Annotated in this window: 15 protein-coding genes and 1 other annotated feature; of the genes, 7 read left to right on the top strand and 8 right to left on the bottom strand. The window is 37.1% G+C overall.

Annotated features, from left to right (window positions below; translation table 11 throughout):
- Positions 1-57 precede the first annotated feature (57 nt).
- Positions 58-441 (bottom strand): UPF0738 family protein, encoded by a 384-nt coding sequence (locus AEA09_RS18525; RefSeq protein WP_053585430.1) that lies wholly within the window; start codon positions 439-441, stop codon positions 58-60.
- 127 nt (positions 442-568) lie between these two features.
- On the opposite strand from AEA09_RS18525, the gene AEA09_RS18520 reads away from it, so the two are divergent.
- From AEA09_RS18520 to AEA09_RS18505, 4 genes are all read left to right on the top strand, one after another.
- Positions 569-1,156, top strand: a complete 588-nt coding sequence (locus tag AEA09_RS18520; RefSeq protein WP_053585429.1) for a CYTH domain-containing protein — start codon at positions 569-571, stop codon at positions 1,154-1,156.
- Positions 1,157-1,164: 8 nt separating this feature from the next.
- Positions 1,165-1,977: a lytic transglycosylase domain-containing protein gene (locus tag AEA09_RS18515; RefSeq protein WP_053585428.1), complete on the top strand. Its 813-nt coding sequence runs from the start codon at positions 1,165-1,167 to the stop codon at positions 1,975-1,977.
- A 260-nt stretch (positions 1,978-2,237) separates the two neighbouring features.
- Positions 2,238-2,645, top strand: a complete 408-nt coding sequence (locus AEA09_RS18510) for a globin domain-containing protein (RefSeq protein WP_053585427.1) — start codon at positions 2,238-2,240, stop codon at positions 2,643-2,645.
- Positions 2,638-3,447: a DsbA family protein gene (locus AEA09_RS18505; RefSeq protein WP_053585426.1), complete on the top strand. Its 810-nt coding sequence runs from the start codon at positions 2,638-2,640 to the stop codon at positions 3,445-3,447. Before AEA09_RS18510 ends, AEA09_RS18505 begins: the two co-directional genes overlap by 8 nt.
- A 946-nt stretch (positions 3,448-4,393) precedes the next feature.
- Here AEA09_RS18505 and pepF read toward each other — a convergent pair.
- From pepF to spxA, 4 genes are all read right to left on the bottom strand, one after another.
- Positions 4,394-6,211, bottom strand: coding sequence for an oligoendopeptidase F (gene pepF / locus AEA09_RS18500; RefSeq protein WP_053585425.1), 1,818 nt, complete (start codon positions 6,209-6,211; stop codon positions 4,394-4,396).
- 45 nt (positions 6,212-6,256) lie between these two features.
- Positions 6,257-7,378: a competence protein CoiA gene (locus AEA09_RS18495; protein WP_053585424.1), complete on the bottom strand. Its 1,122-nt coding sequence runs from the start codon at positions 7,376-7,378 to the stop codon at positions 6,257-6,259.
- Between the two features lie 142 nt (positions 7,379-7,520).
- A complete protein-coding gene (mecA, locus tag AEA09_RS18490) occupies positions 7,521-8,189 on the bottom strand; it encodes an adaptor protein MecA (RefSeq protein ID WP_053585423.1) in 669 nt (222 codons plus the stop codon).
- A gap of 432 nt (positions 8,190-8,621) precedes the next feature.
- A complete protein-coding gene (gene spxA / locus AEA09_RS18485) occupies positions 8,622-9,020 on the bottom strand; it encodes a transcriptional regulator SpxA (RefSeq protein WP_053585422.1) in 399 nt (132 codons plus the stop codon).
- Positions 9,021-9,635: 615 nt separating this feature from the next.
- Positions 9,636-9,867, top strand: a binding site (T-box leader).
- A gap of 131 nt (positions 9,868-9,998) precedes the next feature.
- On the opposite strand from spxA, the gene trpS reads away from it, so the two are divergent.
- Together trpS and AEA09_RS18475 are read left to right on the top strand one after the other, a co-directional pair.
- Entirely contained in the window at positions 9,999-10,988 is a 990-nt protein-coding gene (gene trpS, locus AEA09_RS18480) for a tryptophan--tRNA ligase (RefSeq protein ID WP_053585421.1), read from the top strand.
- 10 nt (positions 10,989-10,998) lie between these two features.
- Positions 10,999-11,319: a hypothetical protein gene (locus tag AEA09_RS18475; protein WP_053585420.1), complete on the top strand. Its 321-nt coding sequence runs from the start codon at positions 10,999-11,001 to the stop codon at positions 11,317-11,319.
- Here AEA09_RS18475 and AEA09_RS18470 read toward each other — a convergent pair.
- From AEA09_RS18470 to AEA09_RS18460, 3 genes are all read right to left on the bottom strand, one after another.
- Positions 11,316-11,528: a YuzI family membrane protein gene (locus AEA09_RS18470; RefSeq protein WP_053585419.1), complete on the bottom strand. Its 213-nt coding sequence runs from the start codon at positions 11,526-11,528 to the stop codon at positions 11,316-11,318. The genes AEA09_RS18475 and AEA09_RS18470 overlap by 4 nt on opposite strands.
- Positions 11,529-11,623: 95 nt before the next feature.
- The gene (gene fabF, locus AEA09_RS18465; protein WP_053585418.1) at positions 11,624-12,865 is read right to left on the bottom strand and encodes a beta-ketoacyl-ACP synthase II; all 1,242 of its coding nucleotides are present in this window, start codon (positions 12,863-12,865) and stop codon (positions 11,624-11,626) included.
- 31 nt (positions 12,866-12,896) lie between these two features.
- Positions 12,897-13,835 (bottom strand): beta-ketoacyl-ACP synthase III, encoded by a 939-nt coding sequence (locus tag AEA09_RS18460; RefSeq protein ID WP_053585417.1) that lies wholly within the window; start codon positions 13,833-13,835, stop codon positions 12,897-12,899.
- A gap of 211 nt (positions 13,836-14,046) precedes the next feature.
- Between AEA09_RS18460 and AEA09_RS18455 the strand changes: the two genes are divergently transcribed.
- On the top strand, positions 14,047-14,241 hold the full coding sequence (locus tag AEA09_RS18455) for a YjzD family protein (protein WP_053585416.1): 195 nt from the start codon (positions 14,047-14,049) through the stop codon (positions 14,239-14,241).
- The last annotated feature ends 24 nt before the right edge of the window (positions 14,242-14,265 follow it).

Genomic DNA, 14,265 nt, shown 5'->3' with positions numbered 1-14,265 from the left:
TAAAACCTCCCGACATCGGCGTACAAATAAAACGGAGGGCTTCCGTTACTGTACTAATTAGTCAGCTAGAACCGCCTTAAAGTGTTTTTCCACTGCTTGGACAAATTCCGACCCATAGTTATAATTCCCTTCAATATTATACACGAGCATTTCCAATTCTTCGTAGAAATTTGTAAGTTCAAGTACCACTGTTCCTACTTGTAACATTGGATTTTGCTTTGTTTGTAAAATATGTACAAGTTCAGTCCAAATTGTTGGTGGGAATCGTAAATATTGATAAAATTCCCCTGTATCTAGTAAGTAGATAAATGAAAAATCATCCGAATCTGCAATTAATTGTGCAGCAGGTTTTAGCTGTAAATTCAACTCATTGTCGTTTAAACTGAAATAAAGTTGCTGATTTTCATAACTGAATGATTCTATTGTATAGATTTTACGCACATGCGAGTCCCCTTTTCGTTCATACTCTTCCTCCTATTTTAGCATATGGGATAGCTTGTTGCAGTCAGTAAATATTAAAAGCATAGCGCAAGTAAATTGAAAAAAAATTATAAAAAAGGTGGTAACCATGGCACAACAACTTGAAATCGAATTTAAAAATCTCATAACTAAACATCAATACGAACAGTTACTTCAAGAATTTCAAATCCCAAGAGATGCTATTCATCGTCAAACAAATCATTATTTCGACACGCCTGAAAACTCACTCAAATCTTTAAAAAGTGGTTTACGTATTCGACAAATTGGAAGCTATTTCGAATGTACATTAAAAGAAAAATCTGCCGAGCATGCTCATTTAGAAACCACAGATGAAATTACAGCTGAGCAAGCGGAGCAAATGTTACAAGGTAAAGGTTTCTTTGCACCAGAAGTAGCGAAAAGACTGGATTCACATAACATCGCTATCGATAAACTAGCTTTGTTTGGTTCACTGACTACCGACCGTGTCGAAATTCCTTATAAAGAGGGGCTTCTTGTCTTTGACCATTCTTACTATTTGCAGTGCGACGATTATGAGGTAGAATATGAATCAAATGATGTAAAAAAAGGAAATATCATATTCGACGAATTTCTACATCAATATGGTATCGAAAAACAAAAAACTGATAAAAAAATTGCTCGCTTCATGAAAGCGCTGCAAGCAAAGAAAGGGTGACTCATCACTTGGATATCCAATCACTCAGAACTTTACTAGAAATACAAGCACTTCAAACGCTTGGTTCATCAAGCGATTCATCAACGAACTCTCTAACAGACAATAGTAACTCAATTTTTTCTGATATGATTGGAGAATTACTCAGCGACGCTACAACATCTAGCAATGCAAAAATGTCTAGCTTATTAGGGCTTTCTTCATCCTCAGATCTTTCTAGTTATTTTGCAGGACTAACAAATAGTTTAAATCAGCTTGGTGATTCCAAAACAGCTAATAATGAAACTTTGCAATCTTTACTATACAACGGCACTAATGCTGTCTATGTACCGTCGTCGGTTTATGATACACTTTCACAATTTAATGATTCTTCAAGTACAAAGCTAGATTCATATGTTTCAGGCGATGTAATCGGCACAACCGCTTATGAAAAATCACTTGCTGGTGCAGACAAGTACGCAGCAATCATCAAACAAGCATCGATTACTCATAATGTCCCTGAAAAATTAATAGCCGCAGTCATGAAACAAGAATCCAATTTCAATCCAACAGTTGTCAGCCATGCCGGTGCCCAAGGCTTAATGCAACTAATGCCGAAAACTGCCCAATATTTGGGGGTATCCAATGCTTTTGATCCTGAGCAAAACATTATGGCCGGTGCCAAGTATTTACGACAAATGCTCGATAAATTCGATAATGAACCTACACTTGCGCTCGCTGCTTACAATGCAGGTCCATCTCGCGTTACAAAGTACGGAGGAATTCCACCATTTAAAGAAACACAAAATTATGTACAAAAAGTGATGAATTACTATACAGCTTAATCTGCTAATGCCTTTACTCACAGCTTTTTCTAAAAAAATATACCTCTGTTGGTAAATTTTATTAATTTACAGTAAAAGCTAATTGCGAGCTCTTTGTTTGTGTAAACGAAAAGACGTTGATAGAATGAAGACAGTCACAAGAAATACACATTCTATTTTTAAAATAAATTCAAAGTATACATAAAGCCATTTAGGTTTTATACCTTGTTGTACAGCTTTTCGATATACTTCATATAAAGAGATAAAGGAGCTTCCTAATTATGAGTAGAAACTATACTGTTCCATATGATGAGCTTGGTGCTGAGAAGCTTTCTGAACTCATACATGCGTTTTATAAAAGAGTTGCTCTTCACCCTGATCTTATTCCGATTTTTCCAAAAGATTTGACAGAAACAGCCCGAAAACAAATTCAATTTCAAACACAGTATCTAGGTGGTCCAAATCTTTTTACTGAAGAGCATGGACATCCTATGATGCGCGCACGTCATATGAATTTCGCTATTACCCCTGACCGTGCTCAAGCATGGCTTGAATGCATGGCAGAAGCCATGGACGAAATTGGCCTAGACGGTAAGTTCCGTGAAATTTATTATCAACGATTAGTATTAACAGCTCATCACATGATTAATAGTTCAAATGACGATGAGGGGGAATTATTGCGTGAATAATGTTCAAATGCTACAAGAGCCTATGACAGCTATTTCAACTGCCATTAAGCCAATTGAATTGTATATTTTCGTAGATCCACTTTGTCCAGAAGCTTTCGGTATGCAAGCGGTGCTTCGTAAGTTACAGCTTGAATATAATCACTATTTTACTTGGAGGTTCGTACTTAGCACAGAGCTTACTTCTTTAAACTCCTTGAGTACGCGTACAAAGGGCTGCATATCAGGTATAGAGCTTGATATCAACCACCCAGTGTTACCTTCGATTGCCATTAAAGCTGCTGAACTACAAGGCAAACGCGCAGGTGCTCGTTATTTAAATAAGTTGCAAGAATATGTATTACTAAATTACCAAGATGTAAACTCCTATGCTACACTACTAAAAATTGCAGAAGAAGTGCAGTTAGATATGGCTGAATTCACAGTTGATTTTGGCTCAAAAGAAGCTGCTCGCGCCTTTCAATGCGATTTATATATTAAACGTGAGATGGAAGTAGATGAAGTGCCCAGCATCGTATTTTTCAATGAATGCATAGAAGATGAAGGGTTAAAAGTAGGTGGCAATTATGCCTATGAAGTGTACGAAGAAATATTACAGGAAATGTTAGATATTCAGCTTATAAGTCAACCACTGCCAAGCATCGAAGAATTATTTGCGAAGTATCAGACACTTTCAACTAATGAAGTAGCTTTTATTTACTCTATGACGGAGCAAGCTGCTGAACGCGAGTTAAAAAAACGTATGTTGCTACAAAAAATTGAACGTATTCAAACCGATCATGCCACACTTTGGCGTGCTAAATAATGCTATTATTCTTTCATAATACTAGAAGCGGTAATGACTCCCTACTACAGGTGAGCATTCCCGTTTTTTTTTTGAAAATAATATGTTAATCCATACCAAAATATGTGATTACTGACCAATCCCTCTTCCTATCCACGGGCAAGTAGCATGCTCGCTATGAGGTCTTGCTTGACTTACTTTCCCGCAGGAGTGTCCCGGGATTCGTCTAAGCCTAACAACACTTATATTAGAGTCAAGTACAGATTACGGTTAAGAACCTATTTTTTAATAGTGTATTTTAGTCATTCATAAAATTTGCTGATTTTCGGTGCATTTTATAGAAGAACAAATACATTAAGGTGCTTCTAACTTTCCCCTAGATAACTAAGAAATCCTATAAGCTCATTCCTTTAAACAAAAGAGGCGCCGCTATCCTCGACAGATAGTGACGCCTCTTTTTTCACAAAGGGGATGGGAGAAATGTTCACGTTCAAACAAAGGGGTGTATGTTTGTTTTGTGATTTATTTCACAGGAATTACTTTATCACGGAATAATAAATTTAGCAACGGAACCGGACGTAGATTCACAAATTTGTCAAATAGAAAGCGATTACAACAAGGTGTTCTTAAACTAGATACTCATAAATCATTGCAAATTTTTTTGAAAAAATATTATACTTGGCATTATTTCAGGCTCTTTTTCAAAATATGTGCTTGACCGTACATTTCACTACTAGCAGCCGCTTATTGCGAGCTTTGGCTGAGCCTCCTCATCACTCGCACCTCACTCTTGCTGGTCTAAGCTCTCACCCTTGTCCCACAGAAATCGCCACGCCTCTCATTCCAAATAATTTATATCAATAGATAATCATTCAAGAACAGATTTTGGTGTTGTACCTTATTTCATAACGATAACTTCTTCATTTTATAAAAAAAAGCTGTAGCACTTGCACTACAGCCTTCCACTTTAATTATTCAACAATAATTTTTCTAACTCATTTAATCTTTCTTCAAATACTTTACATGCTTCATCAATTGGTTTTGCATCATTCATATCTACACCTGCAGCTTTTAACACTTCAATTGGGAAATCTGAACAGCCGGCTTTCAAGAAGTTATTGATATAACGTTCCACAGCTGGTGCACCTTCTTCTAAAATTTGTTTACTTAAGGCAGTTGCAGCAGATTTACCAGTTGCATATTGATACACATAATAATTGTAATAGAAGTGTGGGATACGTGCCCATTCCAGGCCAATTTCTTCATCGACAACAATGTCTTCTCCGAAATATTGCTTATTTAAGCCATAGTATACTTCTATTAAACGTTCTGCTGTTAATGACTCACCATTTTGATCCATTTCGTGAATCATGTGCTCAAATTCTGCGAACATTGTTTGACGGAAAACCGTGCTTCGGAATCCATCTAACCAATGATTTAATAAATAAATTTTTTGCTGTGGATCCTCAATTGTTTTTAATAAATAGTCATTTAATAGTTCCTCATTACATGTTGAGGCTACTTCCGCTACGAAAATTGAGTAGTCTCCGTATACAAATGGTTGATTTTTACGTGTGTAGTAACTGTGGACACTGTGACCAAACTCATGCGCTAGTGTAAATAAGTTATCGACATTATCTTGCCAATTCATCAGTATATACGGATTTGTCCCATATGTGCCCGAAGAATATGCACCACTTCGTTTTCCTTTGTTTTCTTTTACGTCCACCCAACGATTGTCAAAACCACTTTGTACGATATCTTGATATTCTTCACCAAGTGGGGCTAAGGCCTTCACTAAAATATCTTTCGCTTCGTCGTAGGGCATCTTCATTTCAACTTCTTTAACTAGCGGTGTGAATAAGTCCCACATATGCAATTTGTCCACGCCAAGCACCTTTTTACGTAATGCAATATAACGGTGTAATACCGGTAGATGATTGTGAATTGTTTCGACTAGCTGATCATACACATTTTCAGGAATAAAGTTATTCGCCATTGCTGCGTGACGAGCTGAACTATAGTTACGAATACGTGCATTAACATTGTGTTTTTTCACATTACCCGTTAACGTTGAAGCAAACGTATTTTTAAAACTTCCATATGTTGCATACATTGCTTTAAACGCGGCTTCACGTACGCTACTGTCTTTACTTTCTAAAAATTTAATGTAGTTACCGTGTGTTAGCTGAATTTCCTCGCCGTCCTCATTTTTCACTTTTGGAAACACGATATCCGCATTATTTAACATACCAAATGTGTTCGATGCTGTGCCTGTTACCTCTGACATTTGTGCCAATAGAGCTTCTTGGTCAGCTGGTAAAACGTGCGGGCGGCCCATCGTAATTTCTTTCAAAGATTGTCTATATAATTGTAAATCTTTATTGTCTGCTAAATAACTCTCAATTGTATCTTCACTTAATGCTAAAATTTCAGGTGTGATAAATGATAATGCCGTTGAAATATTTGTTGCTAACGTCTGAATACGACTGTTCATATCTTGATAAAAGTTATTCGTTGTATCCTGATCATAACGCATATGTGCGTACGTATATAATTTCATTGCACGTCCATAAATTTCATCGTAATACGTTAAAACTTCTAGTAAGGCATCTGCACCGTTTCCTAAGGTACCTGCATAACTAGACGCCTTTTTTGCAAGTGCCGCAACTTCTTTAAACTCTTCTTCCCAAAGTGCGTCTGTTGCAAAAATGTCCTCCAAGCGCCAAGTTAATTCTTCTGGTACTTCGTTTCTCATTAAAACCTGATTGCTGTTACTAGCCATGTGCCAGCCCCCTCTATATAAGTTTTCCTTTACTCTCATATTTTCTCAGCATACTGTGTCAATTGCAAATAAATGTACGTACACTTGCTCACAAATAGCCGAAATACTATCTGTACTACTAAAAGCCTTTTCAAGAACCACGCTATAATCTTCCACAGCTTGTACGGATGCAGCTGTCGGTTCTACTCCCAACTGATGAAGAAATAGCTGGATATCTCCTTTACATAATTCATGAGGTTGCAATTGTAGTTGCCTACAGAAATAATGCAGCATCGTTTGCCATTCAATCGAAAAACAAGGAATCGCTTCAGAATTTTTCACGGGTAATCCTACGTATGGTGGCATTGATTCAAGTGAGAAGCTCATTTCATAACAGCTCCTTAAAAATGGGTCTTGTACACCTTTTTTACTTCGAAGTAGCCGTTGATATACGTATTGCTCACCTGTTTTTTTATATAATTGCCAGTAACGATTAAATTCATCTTTTGATATAGATTTCGGTTCAAAAAATGGGTATCCTTGCTTTTCACTAGGTAAGCATTGCACTTTCGTTATAAAAGTATGCCCTTGAAGGTGAAGAAGATTCGACCAGTATATAAATTGTGAGGTATTCGCATCGAAAGTCACTATATATGGTAAGCCTTGCAGTGGACGGGTAATTACTTGTTGCATTAGAGGAGTAATTGAAATTTTGTGTATACCTAGGGAACTTTTTTTCGGCGGTGTTTGAAAGAGCCATAATGCTTCTATTCGCTCTTTTTTGTAGCCATCTGTACGTGCTCTCCATTTTTCATATGATATGGAGCTACATTGAAATTCAACTGCAACTAACTGATCCTGCTTTGTCAAAAGTATATCTGGTCTTTGCGCCAATTTAGATAAATAAGGCTCTAGCTCTACTGTATGCCCAAGCTTTTTGAGCCATTCAAATAACTGTATTTTGCCTTTCAAATGAAGGACCGATTCTCCTTCGGCAAACAATCGATCACATGCTTGATTGGCGATATGTGCAAAATGCGGGATATTAATTGTGCCTATTTTCAATTGAACAGGTTGTTGACATTGCGGACAATAAAATTTCCCCTGTTGCCGCAATTGTTGTAATACATTTCTTGTATATTCATAAGAAATAAATCGTTGGCTCTTCTCAGTAATGGCAATAAGCATGGGATCTCCACCTTTTTAGCCCATTGTAAAAATAAACAAATAGCATATCAATAAAAACGCGGCTTTTTCTTCAAGATTGATTTTTGCATAGTTTTTTTGCAAGATAAAAAGAAAAAGCCCCCAGATTTCGGGAGCTTCTACACTAAGCAAAATATTTTCGAATTGTTTCAAAGCAGTCAAATTCCATAATTTTTTCTGCATATTCCTCTAAACGATGAATCGTGAAATTTGATGGTCTTAAAAATTCTTTTATGACTGCATTTTTATCATGACGATTTAAATCTTCATCTGCATTTGCATAATCAACTACTAAATAATAATGCTCTTCATATTTGAATAATGAGGATGCCACTGCATCTACTGTCATACGTTTCGCCACAGGGATTAACTCATCTATATCTTTAAATTTATATACGTAAATATCGGTATCCATGAACAATTCTGATTCATCCAAATCACCGAATTGGCTTAGTTGACTGAGCAACTCGTCGCCAACCTCATCAAAAGGACCATACATATCCTTATGTTCATCATAATTCGAATGACCATCTAATGTTTCACCGTCTTTTAAAATATGAGCACGTGTGACAATGATCTCCAAGCCTACTTCAGACGCATTAATATGAATCCAAATAGGACCCTCTACATCAAAATAATCATCCGTGTTTACTTCATCAATCATATCCCAAAAAAGTTGTTCACCCTTTGCTCGATTGTACCAAATTTCTTCACGACTATAGCCGCGGTCCTCTATATCATTGTACGTAATAAAGAGCTTGAGCGTGTTTTCATTTACACGTTCGATGTCCATTAGACCTCATCTCCCTTCACTGTCATTTGTCGAAAAACAGTTTCTTTCATTTAGTATGCTATGAATCATTGTTTTTAATCTTTAATTAATTTTGTTTTTCAACCTTTGACCACACTACAACAAAATTTTTGAGCAACTGAATCCTTGATATTGCTGGTTACAGGTGTCTCTAATTCTATTGTATGCTGTTCTTTCATAAAATGAAAAGGATATACACCTTTTCGCAAAAGATATTTGAATATTAAAATTGTAGTAAACTATTTTGTTTAAATCAAGTTTAACATACTTTCACGGAAATATATGACTTTCACCTACCAATTATTATTTGATTCGTATATTGATTTCACCTTATTAAGGCATAAAAAAATAGATGTCACAGTATGCATTTTGCATTTGTGTAACATCTAGGTCGATTTAATTATACACTTGTGCTTAGTTCACCATTCGTTGTGCTTCTTGTAATTGATAAGCACGCACTTTACGCGGTAAAAAACGTCGTATTTCATCTTCATTGTACCCAACTTGCAAACGTTTTTCATCCAAAATAATAGGACGACGTAATAAGCCTGGATATTCTTGAATTAATTCGTATAAACGTTGTAACGGTAAGCTTTCAACGTCGACATTTAATTTTTGGAAAATTTTTGATCTAGTTGAAATAATTTCGTCCGTTCCATCTTCAGTCATGCGTAAAATTTCTTTTATTTCACTAATACTTAAAGGTTCAGAAAAAATATTACGCTCGGTATAAGGAATTTCGTGTTCCTCCAACCATGCTTTAGCTTTTCGACAAGAAGTACAACTTGGTGATGTAAATAAAGTTACTAACATATTTACACATCCTTTCCTGTTAAATTTCGGTATCTATAAATTGGTGTATTAATTAGAATTAGTTTAATTTGAAACCACCTCTTCATTATACAACAATCTGATGAGTTTGAATATAGTCCCAATGAAAAAAGAAAGACGATATAATGAATTATTATGTCGATTAGTGCGCTTTCAAAGCACCTATTTTCTCATTGTGATAAAGGAGCTAGTAATAATATTCCCATTTTTAAGCAATATTAAACGTTAATTTTTTAATTTTTTTTATTCTCATTTAAATTATTCAAACGAGAATAATGTCATTTACATGTGTACAAATTAAACGTATCCTTATTAATAAAGGTTTCTTTTTTGATAAAAAAAGAAACTAACTATATCATAATTTTTTCTTGCTAACAAAAACACCGCCAAAAGTCTGACTTTTATCTTCATTCAATGGGCGTCCTTACGCTGACTTAATAACGAAACTCTTGCTAAAGTCATTTCGTCGTACCGTAACGGCTAACTGAGTTGCACCACGCACATCTCAGCACAATTTAAAATCTGGACTCTATTACGCCAAGGCGTAATAGATATGCTTGCTTTTAGACGAATCTTTATAATATAATTTCAGCAATACTAAAAACGCTGACGAAGAATAGTACAAATGCAACCTGCCTGTATAGAGAGTCTGTGGTCGCTGTAAACAGATCATGCACGCATTTGGAATGGACTTCTGAGTTGGCTTTGTGAACGTTCATGTATTCTCATGAAACCCATTAGCAAAGCTCGTTCCTTCACGTTACGAAGAAGAGTGGCCTTTTAGGCAAGCTGGGTGGTACCGCGGATACAAACATCATTCGTCCCTTCATTAGAAAAACTAATGAGGACGCATGATGTTTTTTTATTTATTCAGTTGTTGCTCTAACACTAACTGAATAAATGGAAACACTCTGGACTTTATTACGCAGAGATGAAATTGATTTATAGGAGGAAAAACAAATGAAAACAATTTTTTCAGGTGTACAGCCAACAGGCATCGTGACATTAGGGAACTACCTTGGTGCATTTAAACAATTCCCTGCACTACAAGAGGAAGGAAATGCTGTATACTGTATCGTTGACCAACACGCCATTACAGTCGCGCAGGACCCAAAAGAGTTACATCAAAATATTAGAAACTTAGCTGCGACGTATATCGCTACAGGGGTTGATCCGAAAAAATCGACTTTGTTCATCCAATCAGAAGTACCCGCCCATGCACAGGCAGGTTGGATTTTACAATGTATCGCTTCAATTGGAGAATTAGAGCGTATGACGCAATTCAAAGATAAATCACATGGTAAAGAAACAGTATCCGCTGCACTATTAACATATCCACCATTAATGGCTGCTGATATTCTTTTATACAATACCAACATCGTGCCTGTAGGTGATGACCAAAAGCAACATATCGAGTTAACACGTGACCTTGCAGAGCGTTTCAACAAACGCTACGGTGACGTATTATCTATTCCAGAAATCCAGTTACCAAAAGCAGGAGCACGTATCAAATCATTGCAAGAACCAACGAGAAAAATGAGTAAATCAGATCCAAATACGAAGGCGACGATTAAGCTTTTAGATTCTGCTAAGGATATTGAGAAAAAAATCAAATCAGCCGTTACTGACTCTGATGGTATTGTGGCCTTTGATGTTGAAAATAAACCTGGTGTTTCTAATTTATTATCCATTGAATCAGCTATTTCTGGTGTTTCAATTGAAGATTTAGTGAAAAAATATGATGGTATCGGTTACGGCGGCTTCAAGCAAGGTGTAGCAACAGCTGTAATCGATCACCTAGCACCAATTCAAGAGAGATTTTACAACCTTGTAGAGTCATCTGAATTAGATGTGATTTTAGATGAAGGTGCAGAAAAAGCAAGTGCAATTGCAAGTGCTACACTAAAACGTATGGAAGCAGCAATGGGCTTAGGCCGTACACGTCGCTAAGAGGTATTATATGCACTGCGAAAATTGTAAGAAAGCTCTCACAACATTTATTATAGAAGGCGATTTTGGCGCAGACCCGCTTTGGTGTGGCCAATGCCTCGCTAATTTAGAATTAGAAGAGATGCCGCTAAGTGAAGCTTTAGTCACTGAATTAACGACATGGATGTGTGACTTTGGTGAATGGATTGATATCGAAAACGATTCATTTATTGAAGGAGCCGAACATCTAGCACAAGCACACGACGGACAAGGAACACAGCTTGCCCAAAAAGTTGCAGCTGAGTTGGGCACTGGAGTTACGGTAAAATTCAGTCCTTATCTCACAAATTAGGTTGTGCGGTCAAAGCCAAAATCAAGCACGACACTACACAAGATAATACATGCACCGATTGCTAAGTAAAATTCGGTTGTGTGTAGCATGAATTTGAAAACGACCGACCACGAGTAGCCAAGTGTACGATAGTTTAGATATAAAATCAGATTGCCTATAGATAGAATCAATAAACCATAACTAAGTAAAAATAAAAATAAACGAAACAAATAAGCGCATCCTTTCTATTTCTTCTTACTTATCATTTATTCGAAAAGACAATAAAAAAGACGTCAGCCATAGAAATTATGGCTGACGTTTTCTATTAATCTTCATATTTCTTAAATAATAAACTTGCGTTATGTCCGCCGAAGCCTAGCGAATTACTCATTGCATATTCAATGTTTGCTTTGCGTGCTTCATTCGGCACATAATCTAAGTCACATTCTGGGTCTGGCTCTGTCAAGTTCATTGTCGGTGGTAAAATACCTTCTTTTAAAGCTAATGCTGTAAAGATTGCTTCTACACCGCCAGCTGCGCCTAGTAAGTGACCTGTCATTGATTTTGTCGAGCTCATCGCTAGTTTATAAGCATGTTCGCCAAAAGTTGTTTTAACTGCTTGTGTTTCGAATAAATCATTATATGGCGTACTTGTACCGTGTGCATTAATATAGTCTACCTGTGATGGTTCTACGCCACCATCTGCTAATGCTTGCTTCATCGCACGTGCAGCACCTTCGCCTTCAGGTGCTGGAGCAGTAATATGATGTGCATCACCTGTAGACCCATAGCCAAGGACTTCAGCATAGATTTTCGCACCGCGAGCTTTTGCATGTTCATATTCTTCTAAAATCACAATACCTGCACCTTCAGCGATAATAAAGCCGTCACGGTTTTTATCAAATGGACGAGAAGCTGTTGTTGGATCTGTATTTAAAGATAATGCAGTATTTGCACAGAAACCAGCCACTGCCATTGTCACGATTGGAGACTCTGCGCCACCTGTAATCATAACATCCGCATCATTACGTTCAATAACTTTAAACGCATCACCAATTGAATTCGTGCCAGATGCACAAGCCGTTACAGAACAAGAATTAATGCCCTTTGCGCCAAAATGAATAGATACTTGACCTGATGCCATATCTGGAATCATCATTGGAACAAAAAATGGACTCACACGTCTTGCACCGCGCTCTTGGAACGTTAAAAATTGTTGCTCGTATGTTTCCATACCACCAATTCCTGAACCTATCCATACACCTGCGCGCGGAGCTAATTCTTCATCGATTGTAAGTTGTGCGTCTTTCATCGCCATGATAGACGCGGCAAGTGCATAATGCGTGAAGCGGTCCATTTTACGGGCTTCCTTACGCTCAATATACTTTTCAATATCAAAGTCTTTTACTTCTGCCGCAATTTTAGCAGCAAATAGATCTTTATTTAAGCGTGTTAGTTCACCTACACCTGACTTACCTGCTTTTATGTTTTCCCACGTTTCTTCAATGCTATTCCCCAGTGGTGTTACTGCGCCAATTCCTGTTATCACTACACGTCGTTTACTCATTGTCTTACTCCCCTCAAGCGATTTTTTATTGTTATTTTCCCCATCTCATCGTAAGAGCGCCCCATGTCAAGCCGCCACCAAATCCTATAAGGACTAATAAATCATCATCTTTTATTTTCCCCGCTTCTAACTCCTCCACCAAAGAAATACCAATAGATGCGGCTGATGTATTGCCATATTTGTGAATCGTTTTTGACATTTTTTCAGGAGGCAACTCTAAACGTTCGCGCGCTGATTCCATAATGCGCATATTCGCTTGATGTGGTACTAACAGGTCCACATCTTCTTTTGATAACCCTGCCTTGTCTAGTACATTTATAGCCGATTCACCCATTTGACGAACAGCAAACTTAAACACTTCGCGACCATTCATCGCAATCGTCTGTTGTTGCGTTAAATAAAGATGTTTTCCACCGGAGCCATCTGATCCAAGCTCGAACGATAGAATCCCTCTACCTTCAGATACTTGCCCCAAAACCGCTGCACTCGCCCCATCTCCAAATAAAACAGCTGTATTACGATCTTCCCAATCGATTACTTTGGACAGTTTTTCAACACCTACTACTAAGACATATTTATAAGCATTTGATTCTACAAATTGTTTTGCTGTCACCATTCCATATATAAAACCCGCACACGCTGCACCAACATCCATCGCAGCTGCATTTACTGCACCAATCTGATCTTGCACCATACATGCCACGCTGGGAAACGCTTGGTCTTGCGTCACTGTTGCCACTAGTACCAAACCAATTTCCTCAGCAGCAATCCCTGCGTTATTTAATGCATCTTTTGCAGCGGCTACTGCTAAATCTGAAGTCTCTTGTGTGTCTGCAGCAAATCTACGTTCTTCAATTCCTGTACGAGTACGAATCCACTCATCCGACGTATCCATCATTTTTTCTAAATCAAAATTCGTCATTACTTTTTCCGGAACGTATCTTCCTATCCCTATAATACCTGCGTTCATACAGCAACCCCTCTGCTTTCTTACTATCAATTATTAGTAACTGGTCTTAATTATAACTCATAATTTTTCTGAAAACAACAGTTGAAATCGTGTGACAATTTCGCCATGTTTATTGAAAAAGGTTCTTTTTTTTTCGTCTTATGTTATGATATGATAATGTATATGTAGTAAAATTTAGTGATTTTCAAAAAGTTCGGTAGAGGTGAATTTAATGCAATATATCGTAACATTCATATGGTCATTCATACTTGTTTCAATGTTAAACTACGTAGTAAGTTCTGTACTAAACGTAGACTTTAACTTCCAAACAGGCGCTATCCTTTCTGTTGTGTTCACAGTACTAATTTTCGTAATTGGCGCTATCATTCCAAACGAACCAACTCCAGATGCAGCAGACCATCATTAATAACAAAAAAGGGACACCTCAAAA

Origin of the sequence: Lysinibacillus contaminans (genome assembly GCF_001278945.1) — a bacterium.
Lineage (GTDB): Bacteria > Bacillota > Bacilli > Bacillales_A > Planococcaceae > Lysinibacillus > Lysinibacillus contaminans.
The sequence above is the reverse complement of the archived record's forward strand: the minus strand, read 5'-3'. Positions and strand labels throughout refer to the sequence as shown.

Excerpts from the sequence above, each read along its gene's own strand:
- AEA09_RS18520 (WP_053585429.1), top strand. The coding sequence starts at position 569 with ATGGCACAACAACTTGAAATCGAATTTAAAAATCTCATAACTAAACAT.
- AEA09_RS18510 (WP_053585427.1), top strand. The coding sequence starts at position 2,238 with ATGAGTAGAAACTATACTGTTCCATATGATGAGCTTGGTGCTGAGAAG.
- pepF (WP_053585425.1), bottom strand. The coding sequence starts at position 6,211 with ATGGCTAGTAACAGCAATCAGGTTTTAATGAGAAACGAAGTACCAGAA.
- AEA09_RS18495 (WP_053585424.1), bottom strand. The coding sequence starts at position 7,378 with ATGCTTATTGCCATTACTGAGAAGAGCCAACGATTTATTTCTTATGAA.
- mecA (WP_053585423.1), bottom strand. The coding sequence starts at position 8,189 with ATGGACATCGAACGTGTAAATGAAAACACGCTCAAGCTCTTTATTACG.
- spxA (WP_053585422.1), bottom strand. The coding sequence starts at position 9,020 with ATGTTAGTAACTTTATTTACATCACCAAGTTGTACTTCTTGTCGAAAA.
- trpS (WP_053585421.1), top strand. The coding sequence starts at position 9,999 with ATGAAAACAATTTTTTCAGGTGTACAGCCAACAGGCATCGTGACATTA.
- AEA09_RS18475 (WP_053585420.1), top strand. The coding sequence starts at position 10,999 with ATGCACTGCGAAAATTGTAAGAAAGCTCTCACAACATTTATTATAGAA.
- fabF (WP_053585418.1), bottom strand. The coding sequence starts at position 12,865 with ATGAGTAAACGACGTGTAGTGATAACAGGAATTGGCGCAGTAACACCA.
- AEA09_RS18460 (WP_053585417.1), bottom strand. The coding sequence starts at position 13,835 with ATGAACGCAGGTATTATAGGGATAGGAAGATACGTTCCGGAAAAAGTA.
- AEA09_RS18455 (WP_053585416.1), top strand. The coding sequence starts at position 14,047 with ATGCAATATATCGTAACATTCATATGGTCATTCATACTTGTTTCAATG.